Below are 13,140 nucleotides of genomic sequence, written 5' to 3'. Positions count from 1 at the left end.
AAGAGGGGACGACAATGAACCAGCCCGCATCCGCCTATTTCATCGAGGACCGTCACGATCCCAACGAGACGCATACGCTTGCGGTGCTCGTGCAGAACGAGCCGGGCGTGCTCGCGCGCGTCATCGGCCTGTTCTCGGGTCGCGGCTACAACATCGAGAGCCTTACGGTCTCGGAGACCGAGGCCCAGAAGCATCTGTCGCGAATCACCATCGTCACCACGGGTACGCCGATGGTGATCGAGCAGATCAAGCACCAGCTCGATCGCATGATCCCGGTCTACCGCGTCGTCGACATGACCCTGACCAGGCGTTCGATCGAGCGCGAATTGGCGATGGTCAAGGTGCGCGGGCAGGGCGAACACAGGGTCGAGGCGCTGAGGCTGGCGGATGCATTCCGCGCCCGCGTGATCGACGCCACCACCGAGAGCTTTGTGTTCGAGATCACAGGCAATACGGACAAGATCAATCAATTTATCGACCTGATGCGCCCGCTCGGCCTTGTCGAGGTGTCGCGCACCGGCGTCGCCGCGATCGGTCGCGGGCCTGAAGGGATGTGAGCCATGCTGGCGCGCGACTGGTACTACAACGAGCGGAACCGGATGGGGATCGAGCCCGCTGTGGCCTCGATCTACGACAACCATGACGATGCCGATCTGCGGGCGCGCGCCGCTCTGAAGATGCTCGGGGTCCAGCGTGGCTGGCGCATCGCCGATATCGGCTGCGGCAACGGCGTGCTCGCCACCGAAGCGGCGTTGATGGGGGCCGACGTCGACGCCATCGACATTTCGCCGGCAATGCTGGCGCTGGCCGAGATCTATGCCCGCGACCGCAAGGCGCCCGTGCGCACCCAATCCGCCGGTCTGCTCAGCTTCGCCTACCGTCCGGAATCCTACGATCTCATCGTCAGCGAGTTCACGCTGCACCATCTGCCGGATTTCTGGAAGGCGGTGGCGATGTCGCGGATTTTTCGCGCGCTCAAGCCCGGAGCGACGTTTTATCTCCGTGACATTGTTTACTCATCGATGCCCGACGCGATCGAGCGTGACGTCGAGCAATGGGCCGACTTCCAGATCAAGAACCACGATTTCTCCCGCGAGGGCGTGGTGACGCATATGCGCGACGAATATTCCACCTTCGGCTGGGTGATGGAGCGGATGCTGACCGACGTCGGCTTCACGCTGGTCTCGGCCGATTACCACGCGCCGATGCACGGCACCTATCTGCTGCGGAAACCGAAAGCCGGCGAGCAAGGCTAGACCAGAACAACAAGCAGGGCTGCGAGACAAAGCAGAACCGGAAACAACAATGAAGCCGGCCGACATCCTCATCGCCGTCATGGTGGCGATCATCTGGGGGCTTGCCTTCGTGGCGAGCCGGATCGCGCTCGACGAGCTTTCGCCGGAGTTGATGTCGGCGTTGCGTTTCACGATCGCCGCGGCGCCGTGCCTGTTCATTCCCAAGCCGAAAATCGCCTGGTCACTGCTGATCGCGATCAGCTTCACGCTCTTCCTCGGTCAGTTCCTGTCGCAGGCCTACGGCATCGCTCATGGGGTGCCCGTGGGCCTGACCAGCGTCGTCGTGCAGAGCCAGGCACTCTTCACGATCGGCTTTGCCGCGCTCGCGTTCGGTGAGCGGCCGACACCGATGCAGACTTTGGGCATCGTCGTTGCCGCGGCGGGCCTTCTGATGATCTGCGGCACCGTCGGGTACGATTTCAGCGTCGGCGCCTTTGCGGTTCTGATGATCTCGCCGCTCAGCTTCGCAATCGGCAATCTGCTGCTGCGCGGCGCCCGCGGCGTGCCGATGTTCGATCTGTTCGCCTGGCTCTGCCTCGCCGCGGCGGTGCCGCTGTTCGTGCTGGCACTGATCGCCAACGGACCAGCGCCGACATGGACGTCGCTGACGCACCTATCGCTGACGTCGGCGCTCTGCATGCTGATGCTCGGCGGCATCTCCACCAGCATCGCCTATTGGCTGTGGGGCCGCCTGTTGCGCGACTATCCCGCCGCGCAAGTGGTGCCGTTCGCGCTGCTGGTGCCGTTCGTCGGCTCGGCCGCCTCCAGCATCATTTTCGGCGAGCGGTTCGGACCGTTGCGCCTCGCCGGCATGCTGACCGTGATCGGCGGCATCGCCGTGATGGTCCTGGCGAAACGCCCGCAAGTCCTGCCCAAGACCGCGTGAGGTGAATATGACCTACTCGCTGTTCTACGCCTTCCTCGCCTTCATGGCGGTCATGTACTTCACCCCGGGGCCGAACAACATCATGCTGTTGTCCTCCGGCCTGACCTACGGCTTCCGGCGCACGATCCCGCATATCGTCGGCATCGTCATCGGCTTCGCCTTCATGATCGCCGCCGTCGGCCTCGGGCTCGGCACCGTGTTCCTGGCCTATCCGATCCTCCAGACCGTCTTGAAATATGCCGGCGCCGCCTACCTGATTTACCTGGCCGCCGTGATCGCGCTGTCCGGTCCGGCGAAGCCGGGCGAGGAGAAGGCGCGCGGCCCGATGACCTTCTGGGGCGCGGCCATGTTCCAGTGGATCAACGCCAAGGGCTGGGTGATCGTGATCGGTACCATCACGGCCTATGCCGCGATCGCCCAATTCCCGCTCAACATCGCCATTCAGACCGTGATCAGCCTCGTCGTCGGCACAGTCTCGACAGTGGTCTGGGCCCTGTTCGGCACCGCGCTGCGCCCGGTCCTGACCTCCGAGCGGCTGATCCGCGCCTTCAATATCCTGATGGCGGTCCTGCTGCTCGCTTCCCTCTACCCCGTTTTCATGGATGCATGATGTCGCGGATTTCCATGCAGAAACGGGTTTCCCTCAGGGCTGAAAATGCTCTAGACAGCCCCCGAAATCCGCAAATTTCACCCTTCGGACACTGACCATCGGCCGATTTTCGGCCCTGAACGAGGAAACGACCATGCGTGTTTACTACGATCGCGACGCCGACCTGAACCTGATCAAGGGCAAGAAGGTCGCCATCGTCGGCTATGGCAGCCAGGGCCACGCCCATGCGCTCAACCTGAAGGATTCCGGCGTCAAGGAAGTCGCCATTGCGCTGCGCAAGGGCTCGGCCTCGGCCAAGAAGGCGGAAGCCGCCGGCTTCAAGGTGCTGGAAGTTGCGGAAGCCGCCAAATGGGCCGACCTCGTCATGATGCTGACTCCGGACGAGCTTCAGGGCGACATCTACCGCGAGCACCTGCACGACAACATGAAGAAGGGCGCCGCCCTCGTGTTCGCCCACGGCCTCAACGTCCACTTCAATCTGCTCGATCCGCGTGCCGACCTCGACGTGCTGATGATCGCGCCGAAGGGCCCCGGCCACACCGTGCGCTCGGAGTATCAGCGCGGCGGCGGCGTGCCCTGCCTGATCGCGATCGCCAAGGACGTCTCCGGCAATGCCCATGACCTCGGCCTGTCCTACGCCTCCGCCATCGGCGGCGGCCGCGCCGGCATCATCGAGACCACCTTCAAGGAAGAGTGCGAGACCGACCTGTTCGGCGAGCAGGTCGTGCTCTGCGGCGGCCTGGTCGAGCTGATCAAGGGCGGCTACGAGACCCTGGTCGAAGCCGGCTACGCGCCGGAGATGGCCTATTTCGAGTGCCTGCACGAAGTGAAGCTGATCGTCGACCTGATCTATGAAGGCGGCATCGCCAACATGAACTACTCGATCTCCAATACCGCCGAGTACGGCGAGTACGTCACCGGCCCGCGCATCATCACCGACGAGACCAAGAAGGAGATGCGCAAGGTCCTGGCCGACATCCAGGGCGGCAAGTTCGCCCGCGACTGGATGCTCGAGAACAAGGTCAACCAGACCTCGTTCAAGGCGACCCGCGCCAAGCTCGCCGCGCACCCGATCGAGGAAGTCGGCGCGAAGCTCCGCGACATGATGCCCTGGATCAAGAAGGGCGCGCTGGTCGACAAGAGCAAGAACTGACGGCTACGCCGTCATTCCGGCGGCGCGAAGCGCAACCCGGAATCCAGAGGTTGTGGATCGAGATTTCCGGGTTCGCGCTAACGCGCGCCCCGGAATGACGGACGAACGCAACCTTGCTCGCCAAACCAAATCTTAAATCTTCGCGGCTATGATCGAGCGAGATCGCAAACAGTGGTCTCGCTCTTTCCATCCCGCGCGAAGCGCTGCTGCTTTATTCAAATTCTTCGCAAGTTGACGCGCGGCCTGAACGCGAAGAACCGACTTTTAAACCACATTCTTGGCATCGCGGCGTTTGTCGCACTTTCTCGCTGCATTCCGAACATCAAAACCTCTGCGTCTTCAGGGCCAAGGATTCGGCTCTTCATCCGCATTCTCATCTCGTGTCCACCGAGAGCCGGGCCGTTGCATGCCGGCCGAGCGCATCGCCGAAATCGTGCTCGAGCGCTGACCGCGGCAGGTCCGAAGGTGCGCCATCAGATCACGCCGGAGCCGATGCGCCACCTGATCGGGGCCGTCTTGCCGCTGCCGCGTACTGATCGATGCTGCGCTGCAACTTGCGGCGGAGGGAATCGAGCTCTCCGTCCGTGAGGCCGCCTGCCGGGCGGCAGTGTCGGCGGGAGCGCCGTTCCGGCACTTCCCGAAACCGGGATGCCTTGATGGTGGCCATGGCAGAGGAGGCGCAGCGGCGCTTTCGTGCCAAGATCGAGACGGGGCTGGGCTCGGTGCCGGCCGCTGACCTGCTGGCCGGCTTTCACGCGTTCCGCCTCGCTTGTCTGCGCTGGGCCACGGCGCAACCCCGCGCGTGTCCAGATCATCTCCAACGGGCGCGATTTCGTCCATGGCGTTGGCGCGTGGAGGAGCGTGAAATCGAGCGGGTGGCGGAAGCGGTGCTCGACCTGTTCATCGCGGGCGTTGCCAAGCCGTAGCAGCTTCGCCGCTCGCTAACATTAGGCGAAGGTCGGACCGCCCCGTGCGTTGCCTGTCCTTGACCATTCCGTTACAGTTTTATGACACGGTGCAGGCTTCCGGCTGCGCCGGACGCCCTGACCGGCCGGTCAGACGTGTCACAGGGCCGGACTTGAAGTTCAGCGTATTGTCGATGGCGTCCGCGCCCAATCCAGGTCCTTCTGCCGCGACCGCCGTGCTGGCGAGCGTCGCCGCGCTCGGCATCTGGCGCCTGCTCGCGGTTGCAGCGCCGCATCTCGCTGCGCTCGCGCTGATGTACGAGACCGAGACCGATTTCGGCTCGCGCCTGTCCTTTGCGCTGGCTTGGGGCATCCTGAACTTCTTCTGGATCACGCTGCTGCGGCGGCCGGCGCTCTCGGGCGCATTGTCGCTGACCATGGTCGTCGTGCTGGTGCTGCTGTCGCAGCTCAAGCACGAGGTCGTGCAGATGACGGTCAATTTCATCGACCTGATGATGATCGACCGCGACACCGTCGCGTTCCTGTTCACGATCTTCCCGAACTTGCGCTGGTCGGTGATTCTGGCCGGCCTGATCACGCTGCCGTTGATGTATTCGCTGTGGTGGCTCGACCCGTTCCGCGTCCGCCGCCTGCCGGCGCTGGCCTGCAAGCTCGCCTGCCTCGCCGGACTTGTCGGGTATTCGCTCTACCATCCGGATGAAGCCTGGCGCAGCTATTACGACGACGGCTATCTCTCGAAATTCTTCCGCTCGGGCGTCAGCGCGGTGTCGGATTTCGCGCAGTACGGCTTCATGGAGGCGGCCGCTTCGACCAATGAACGGCTCAACATGCCGCTGGTCGATGCCTGCCATCCCGCCGGCCGCCGGCCGAACATCATCATGATCCATGATGAATCGAGCTTCGATATCCGCGCGGCGCAGGGCATCAAGGTGTCGCAGGGCTATGGCAGCCACTTCACGTCCTGGGACGGCAAGCAGCGCACGTTCCTCGCCGAGAGCAATGGCGGACCGAGCTGGTTCACCGAATACAACGTGCTCGCGGGGCTTTCCTCGCGCTCGTTCGGACGCTTCGCTTATTTCGTGACGCGCATTGCCTCGAGCCGGGTTGAGCGCGGCCTGCCGCTGGCGCTGCGCCGCTGCGGCTACGAGACGCTCTCGCTCTATCCCGCCAATGGCGGCTTCATGGGCGCGCGCAGCTTCCAGATGACGACCGGCATCGAGCGCTTTCTCGATGCGAAGGACCTCGGCGCGAAGGATGTCGAGCCCGACAGCTTCTTCTACGACAAGGCGCTCCAGCTGATGGGCCAGCAGCCGCCGAACAAGCCGCTGTTCACCTTTATCTATCTCGGCGCCAATCATTTCCCCTGGGAGACGCGCTTCCGTCCCGACCTGCTGCCGAACTGGCGCGCGCCGGGCAATGTGCCGTCGATCGACGAATATCTGCGCCGGCAGGCAATCAGCGCCGAGCAGTACAAGGCCTTCGTCGCAGGCCTGAGGAAGAATTTTCCGGGCGAGCCCTTCCTGATCGTGCGCTACGGCGATCACCAGCCGGAATTCGCAGCGCAGATCCTCGAGCCCGGGCTCGACGAGGGCGCTCTCGGCAAGAAGCTGGACAATTACGATCCACGGCTCTACGCGACCTATTATGCGATCGACGCCGTCAATTTCGAGCCGCTGAAGAGCGCGGCCGTGATGGACACGATCGACGGTCCCTATCTGCCGCTGGTGATCCAGGAAGCCGCCGGCATTCCGCTCGACCCGTCCTTCGCCGAACAGAAGGAGATCATGCTCCGCTGCAACGGCGTCTTCTACGGCTGCAGGGACGGCGCCGAGGCGCGGCGATTGAACCGGCTGCTGATCGACGCGGGGATGATCAGGGGGCTTTAGTTTTTGTCACCGTCATCCTGAGGTGCCGGAGCGTAGCGGAGGCCTCGAAGGATGCACGACCCGGCTGCATCGTGGCCGTTCATCCTTCGAGGCTCGCCGCACGGTACTATGCGCCGCGCAGCTCGCACCTCAGGATGACGGGTCTTGCCGCGAACCTACTGCTTAATCTTCTCCCACAGCCATCGAGCGACCGCATCCGGCGAGGAGTTCGCGTCATTTCCACTGGCGCGCAAATTGGCTTCGCGCATGGTGGCGATGTCGATCCTGCCGAGCAGCGGCCTCAGCGCCGCCTGCAGTCGCTCGTCACCGGCGCGTTTCGGCGCGAGCAGCAGGATGGCGTCGTAGGGCGGGATGGCGTGCCTGATATCGTCCAGCGCGACGAGATCGTACTTCGCGATCAGGCCATCGCTGGTGTAGCCGGCGATCACGTCGACCTCGCCGCTGGCGGCGGCCGCATACATGAAATCCGGCTGCATCTGGCGTTGGGCGCGGAACGAAAGGCCGTAGGCCTTTTGCAGGGCCGCCCATTCGGGCCGCGAGAAGAATTCGTAGTCGCCGGCAATCGACATCGTCGATGCGTGTGCGGCGAGATCGGCGATGGTGCGGATGCCGAGCGCCTCGGCGCGCTTCCTCGGCATCACCAGCGCATAGGCATTCTCGAAGCCGAGGTCGCCGAGCAGGGTGATGTTGTCCCTGGCGAGCGCTGTCTTGAGTTCCGCGAGCAGCTCGGTGCGCGGCTTGATATCGCTGCGATGCAGCTGGTTGGCCCAAAGCGTGCCGGAATAGTCGACATAGAGATCGATGTCGCCGGCCTTCAGCGCCTCGAAGATCACGCTCGAACCGAGGCTCGAGCGCGCCGTCGCGGACAGGCCGGCGGCCTGGAGACGGTCCCTGAGGAGCGCGGACAGCACATACTGCTCGGCAAATGTCTTGGTGCCGACGACGTAGCCCTGCGAGGAGCGGCCCATTGTCGGCACCAATGTTGCGGCAACGAGAGCTGCGATCCCGCTGCAGCCGAGCGCCGCGCGCAGACGGCTGCGACGACGCAGACCATTCTCGATCAGGCCAAGCAGTTGATCGACGGCGAGCGCGAGCAGGGCCGAGGCCAGGCAGCCGAACAGCACGAACACCCAGTTCTGGGTCTGGAGTCCGGCAAAGATGTAATTGCCGAGGCTGGTTTGCCCGATCGGGGTCGACAGCGTCGCGGTCCCGATCACCCAGACCGCGGCGGTGCGGATGCCCGCCATCATCACCGGCAGCGCCAGCGGCAGCTCGACCATGAGCAGCGATTGGCGTCCGGTCATGCCGACGCCCTTGGCGGCTTCGATCAGCGCGGCATCGATGCCGTTGAGCCCGGTGATGCCGTTGCGCAGCACCGGCAGCATCGAATAGAGCGCCAGCGCCAGCATCGCCGGCAGGAAGCCGAAGGCGGAGAAGGAAACGCCGAACCAGGTCAGCGCGACCGAGGCCGCCGCGAGCAGCAGCGGATAGAACAGTGCGAGCAGCGCCAGTCCCGGCACGGTCTGCACGATGCTGGCGAACGCGAGCAGCATGCCGCGCGGCGCCGGGCGATTGCGCGTGAGGATCGCCAGCGGCAGGCTGACGACGAGACCGAGCGCCAGTGCGGCAAGGCTGACCTGCACATGGTTGCCGAGATAGTCGGGCAGATGCGCCAGCGCCTCGCCCCAGCGTGGATCGGCGAGGAGGCTCATGCCGCACCGCTCTGCGGCAACAGCGCATTCAGCCGATCGGCCTGGCGCCGCGGCGTGCGCAGCAGCTCCAGCACGTAGGCGTCGCCGCTCCTGGTGAGCTCATCGGGCGTGCCCTGCGCGCGCAGCTGTCCGCCGCGCATCACTGCGATGCGGTCGGCGAGCAAGAGAGCCTCCGTCATGTCATGGGTGATCATCACGGTGGTCAGCCCCAGCTTGCGATGCAGCGAGCGATAGTCGTCGCCGAGCGCATCGCGGGTGAGGGGATCGAGCGCGCCGAACGGCTCGTCCATCAGCACGATGCGAGGCCTTGCCGCGAGCGCCCGCGCCACGCCGACGCGCTGGCGCTGTCCGCCGGAGAGCGCTTCCGGCAGACGGTCGCGATGGGCGGCACGGTCGAGCTGCACCAGCTCGAGCAGCTCGTCGACACGCGCCGCGATATCCGCCGCCGATACACCCAGTAGTCTCGGTGTGATCCCGATATTGTCGGCGACGCTCAAATGCGGGAACAGCCCGCCGCTCTGGAACACGTAGCCGATCCGCCGCCGCAGCGCGACCGGATCGACGTCTCTCACATCCTCGCCCTCGACGGTGATGGTGCCGCCGTCGGCCTCGATCAGCCGGTTGGCGAGCCGCAGCAGCGTGGTCTTGCCCGAGCCGGAGCCGCCGACGATCGCCACAAACTCGCCCTCGGCGACGTCGAGCGATACATCGCTCAGAGCCATGAGGGAGCCGAAGCTCTTGGTGACGTGTGCATAGCCGATCATGGGACTGGACGGCATCAGACCTGCGCTCGGCTCGGTTGCCTCTGAGGGGCGGGGTGACGGGACCCATGCGTAGCACGCTTGGCGCCTTGATTGAACTTGGCCGCGCGAGCGGCTAAGGCATCGGCCTGAATTCGGAGGAAGCACATGACGACGCCCACGGCAGTGGCGCTGGAAGATGCCAAGGTCGCGTTCCGCCTCGGGGACGGGCGGGTCTATACGGCGGTCGAGAAGGCCCATCTCACGGTCGCCCAGGGCGAGTTCGTCGCCATCGTCGGCCCGACCGGCTGTGGGAAATCGACGCTGCTCAACGTTGCGGCCGGGCTGCTCAAGCCCGCCGCCGGCAGCGTCCGGATTTTCGACCGGCCGCTGGCGGGGCTGAACCGGGATGCCGGCTACCTGTTCCAGGCCGACGCGCTGTTCCCGTGGAAGACCGCGCTCGACAATGTCGCGATCGGGCTCGAGATCAAGGGCACGCCGCGCACTGATGCGCTGCCGCGGGCGCAGAAATGGCTGACCTCCGTCGGCCTCGGCGCCTTTGCGAGCCGTTATCCGCACATGCTCTCCGGCGGCCAGCGCAAGCGCGTGGCGCTGGCGCAGGTGCTGATCCGCGATCCCAAGATCCTCTTGATGGACGAGCCGTTCGGTCCGCTCGATGCGCAAACCCGTCAGGTCATGGGCAATCTGCTGCTCGACCTGTGGAGCGCCGACCGCAAGGCGGTGCTGTTCGTCACCCACGACCTCGAAGAGGCGATCGCGCTCGCCGACCGTGTCGTGATCATGTCAGCCGGGCCATCCTCGCGCATCATCGGCGACTGGCGCGTGAACCTGCCGCGCCCGCGCGACATCTTCGAGGTGCGGCTGGACAAGGAATTCCATGCGCTGCATCGCGAGATCTGGAGCGTGCTCAAGGACGAGGTGATGAAGGGCTACGCGCAATCGACGCACGCGGCGGAGGCGATCTGATGTCGCGTCCGACGCTGCTTGCGCTGCAAATCCTGGTCGCGGTCGTCTGCATCGTGCTGTGGCAAGTGCTGTCGACCGTTCCCGTCTTCGGCAAGATCCTGCTGCCGCCGTTCTTCTTCTCCAACCCGTTCGACGTGTTCAGCCAGATCGTGAAATGGTTCTCGTCCGGCGTGATCTGGAAGCATCTCGGCATCACGCTGGCGGAATCGATCCTCGCCTTCGTGATCGGATCGCTCGGCGGCGTGCTGGTCGGCTTCTGGTTCGCGCGCCAGCCGCTGGTCGCCGCCGTGTTCGATCCCTACGTGAAGATGGTCAACGCACTGCCGCGCGTCGTGCTGGCGCCGATCTTCGCGCTGTGGCTCGGGCTCGGCATCTGGTCCAAGGTCGCGCTCGGCGTCACCTTGGTGTTCTTCATCGTGTTCTTCAACGTCTATCAGGGCGTGAAAGAGGTCAGCCGCACCGTGCTCGACAACGGCCGCATGCTCGGCATGAGCGAGCGGCAGTTGATGCAGCACGTCTATTGGCCGTCGGCGCTGTCCTGGATGTTCTCCTCCCTGCACACTTCGGTCGGCTTCGCGGTGGTCGGCGCGGTCGTCGGCGAATATCTGGGATCGGCGGCGGGGCTCGGCTATCTCATTCAGCAGGCCGAGGGCGTGTTCGACGTTGCCGGTGTGTTCGCCGGCATGTTCGTGCTCTCGGCCTTCGTCATCCTGATCGACTACGGCGTGACGCTGGTGGAGCGGCGGCTGCTGGTGTGGCGGCCGACCGCGTCGGATGGGCGTGGTTAAGCCGCCTCGTTGCGCGCTGACATTTATGTGATCGGCAGGCCGGAATAGAACGCGCGGCCGCGCGTCAAACCCCCATGCGACCACCCGCATGGGAGTTCTTGATGTACCCGTCACAGTTTCGCTGCGCCGTAGCGGCGCTCTCAGCCAGATGTCGATGGCCCAGGTTCGGCTTCGGCTTCGGCGCGGCGTTCCTCGCCGCGCACATTCTCGTCGCGTTCGCGGTGCCTTCGCTCGCGTTCGCGCATGAGTCCCATCCGGGCAACCCGCCGGCTGCGCTGAGCACGGAGGAACGGGCCTTTCTGGAAGAAAATGAAGCCGCCATGACCAAGATGATGAACGACATGGCGGTCAAGCCGACCGGCGACGTCGATCGCGACTTCGTCGCGATGATGAATCCGCATCATCAGGGCGCGATCGACATGGCGGTCATCGAATTGCGCTATGGCAAGAACGAGCAGCTGCGGCGCATCGCCCAGGAAATCATTGTCGATCAGATGCAGGAGATCGCGGCCATGAAGCTCGCCATAGGCGAGCCGGCCACGGACACCGCACCTGCTCCGACGCAACCGGCATCCGCTCCGGTGGCCAACGTTCGTCATCATTCGGGCATGCAGATGGATATGCCCGCCGGAATGAAGAAGTAGGAGCGACTTACATGAGCACATCGAAATGCAGGTTTGTGAGAAGCATTTTCCTGGCCGCCACGATGCTTGCAGGCGGATCCGCCGCATGGGCGGGGCAGGCACCGGGCGCGCTGTCCGCCCCCGATATTCCGATCAGCCATCACGACCGCGTTTACGCCGCAGAACAATTCTCGAATACGGTTTCGGTCACCGACCCCGTCGACAACAAGCTGCTTGGTGTGATCCGGCTGGGCGACCCGCAACCCGGCAATTTCAGCCCGCTCTACAAGGGCCAGGTCCTCGTGCACGGCATGGGCTTCTCGCCGGATCACAAGACGCTCGCCGTGGTTTCGATCGGTTCGAACTCTGTGAGTTTCATCGATACCGCGACCAACGCGGTCAAGCACGTGACTTACGTCGGGAGGTCGCCACACGAGGCGTTCTACACGCCGGACGGCAAGGAGGTGTGGGTCACCGTCCGCGGCGAAAACTATATCTCCGTCATTGACCCGACCAGCTTTAAGGAGAAAACCCGCATCACGACCCCGAACGGGCCCGGCATGCAGATTTTCTCACCCGACGGCAAGTATGGCTACATCTGCTCGTCCTTCAATCCCGAGACTGACGTGGTCGCTGTTGCCGAGCATAAGATCATAGCGAGGGTGAAGCAGGAGAGTCCATTCTGCCCGAACATCGCGGCGACGCCGGATGGGAACCAAGTATGGTTCACGCTGAAAGACGTGGGCCGGACCCAGGTGTTCAACGCGAGGCCGCCGTTCAATGCGATCAAGACCATCGAAACCGGCCCGATCACAAATCACGTCAACTTCGCGCATACGACCAAGGGCACGTATGCCTATGTCACTGTCGGTGGCCTGAACGAAGTGAAGGTATTCCGCACCGACGACTTCTCGCAGGTCGCGACGATCCCGGTTGGTAGTCTTCCGCACGGTGTGTGGCCGTCCGGCGACGGGACCCGCATCTATGTCGGGCTGGAGAATGCCGACGCGCTTGCGGCTATCGATACGGTAACCAACAAGGTCATCGCAAACGTTCCGATCGGCCAGGCGCCGCAGGCGATCGCCTATGTCCCGAACGCCGCGCCTGACCCGGATGACCGCCAAAACTTGCAGGCTCTCGGCGTTGCCGGCCAGGTTGCCCATCTCGCGCTTGTATCGAAAGGTGGTGCGGGGGGCGGCCAGGCGCCGACCAGCGTGTCGTTGTTCGATCAGGGCTTGATACAGGTCCTGCAGGCTTCGGTGACGGGACTTCAGCCCAGGCAGAAATATGTGCTGGCGCTGGCGGACCATGGCGATGGAAGCGGGCCGCTGCAGCCATTGGCAGCGTTCATGACCAATCCGGCCGGATCAGCCATCGTCAACGCGGTCGGTCCGATCCGGCAGATCGTCGACCAGTCTGCCGCGGCTGCCAGGCGATATCTGGTGATTGCGTCCGGCGAAGCGGCCATGCCGGGCGACGTCATTCAAATCGAGACGCGATGACGTTCGGCGGGCATCAACCGAGATGAGGCGGA

The 13,140-nt window shown here is 64.3% G+C and carries 13 protein-coding genes; 11 read left to right on the top strand and 2 right to left on the bottom strand.

Features of this window, described 5'->3' with window-relative positions:
* Positions 1-14 precede the first annotated feature (14 nt).
* The 7 genes from ilvN (at position 15) to H1B27_RS24785 (ending at position 6,756) form a co-directional block, all read left to right on the top strand.
* Entirely contained in the window at positions 15-557 is a 543-nt protein-coding gene (gene ilvN, locus H1B27_RS24815) for an acetolactate synthase small subunit (protein WP_028177127.1), read from the top strand.
* 3 nt (positions 558-560) lie between these two features.
* Positions 561-1,256: a class I SAM-dependent methyltransferase gene (locus H1B27_RS24810; protein WP_197967856.1), complete on the top strand. Its 696-nt coding sequence runs from the start codon at positions 561-563 to the stop codon at positions 1,254-1,256.
* Between the two features lie 49 nt (positions 1,257-1,305).
* Positions 1,306-2,181, top strand: coding sequence for an EamA family transporter (locus H1B27_RS24805; RefSeq protein WP_197967855.1), 876 nt, complete (start codon positions 1,306-1,308; stop codon positions 2,179-2,181).
* A gap of 7 nt (positions 2,182-2,188) precedes the next feature.
* Complete coding sequence (locus H1B27_RS24800) at positions 2,189-2,791, top strand: LysE family translocator (protein WP_197967854.1); 603 nt, start codon at positions 2,189-2,191, stop codon at positions 2,789-2,791.
* 133 nt (positions 2,792-2,924) lie between these two features.
* Positions 2,925-3,944 carry a ketol-acid reductoisomerase gene (ilvC, locus tag H1B27_RS24795; RefSeq protein WP_027577255.1) on the top strand — a complete coding sequence of 340 codons (1,020 nt, stop codon included), beginning with the start codon at positions 2,925-2,927 and terminating at the stop codon, positions 3,942-3,944.
* A 656-nt stretch (positions 3,945-4,600) separates the two neighbouring features.
* Positions 4,601-4,870 carry a hypothetical protein gene (locus tag H1B27_RS24790; protein WP_246515689.1) on the top strand — a complete coding sequence of 90 codons (270 nt, stop codon included), beginning with the start codon at positions 4,601-4,603 and terminating at the stop codon, positions 4,868-4,870.
* Between the two features lie 173 nt (positions 4,871-5,043).
* Positions 5,044-6,756: a sulfatase-like hydrolase/transferase gene (locus H1B27_RS24785; protein ID WP_197967853.1), complete on the top strand. Its 1,713-nt coding sequence runs from the start codon at positions 5,044-5,046 to the stop codon at positions 6,754-6,756.
* A 155-nt stretch (positions 6,757-6,911) separates the two neighbouring features.
* Here H1B27_RS24785 and H1B27_RS24780 read toward each other — a convergent pair whose 3' ends face one another.
* Positions 6,912-8,468 (bottom strand): glycine betaine ABC transporter substrate-binding protein, encoded by a 1,557-nt coding sequence (locus H1B27_RS24780; protein ID WP_197967852.1) that lies wholly within the window; start codon positions 8,466-8,468, stop codon positions 6,912-6,914.
* Complete coding sequence (locus H1B27_RS24775; RefSeq protein ID WP_061879300.1) at positions 8,465-9,247, bottom strand: ATP-binding cassette domain-containing protein; 783 nt, start codon at positions 9,245-9,247, stop codon at positions 8,465-8,467. Before H1B27_RS24775 ends, H1B27_RS24780 begins: the two co-directional genes overlap by 4 nt.
* 129 nt (positions 9,248-9,376) lie before the next feature.
* On the opposite strand from H1B27_RS24775, the gene H1B27_RS24770 reads away from it, so the two are divergent.
* The 4 genes from H1B27_RS24770 (at position 9,377) to H1B27_RS24755 (ending at position 13,108) form a co-directional block, all read left to right on the top strand.
* Positions 9,377-10,195 (top strand): ABC transporter ATP-binding protein, encoded by an 819-nt coding sequence (locus H1B27_RS24770; RefSeq protein ID WP_061879299.1) that lies wholly within the window; start codon positions 9,377-9,379, stop codon positions 10,193-10,195.
* A complete protein-coding gene (locus H1B27_RS24765; protein ID WP_028177134.1) occupies positions 10,195-10,983 on the top strand; it encodes an ABC transporter permease in 789 nt (262 codons plus the stop codon). Before H1B27_RS24770 ends, H1B27_RS24765 begins: the two co-directional genes overlap by 1 nt.
* Positions 10,984-11,084: 101 nt before the next feature.
* On the top strand, positions 11,085-11,627 hold the full coding sequence (locus H1B27_RS24760; RefSeq protein WP_197967851.1) for a DUF305 domain-containing protein: 543 nt from the start codon (positions 11,085-11,087) through the stop codon (positions 11,625-11,627).
* Between the two features lie 11 nt (positions 11,628-11,638).
* Positions 11,639-13,108 carry a YncE family protein gene (locus tag H1B27_RS24755; RefSeq protein WP_197967850.1) on the top strand — a complete coding sequence of 490 codons (1,470 nt, stop codon included), beginning with the start codon at positions 11,639-11,641 and terminating at the stop codon, positions 13,106-13,108.
* Positions 13,109-13,140: the final 32 nt, after the last annotated feature.

The organism is Bradyrhizobium diversitatis (genome assembly GCF_016031635.1).
In the GTDB taxonomy this organism is placed as follows: domain Bacteria; phylum Pseudomonadota; class Alphaproteobacteria; order Rhizobiales; family Xanthobacteraceae; genus Bradyrhizobium; species Bradyrhizobium diversitatis.
This window is presented reverse-complemented; position numbering and strand designations above follow the sequence as displayed.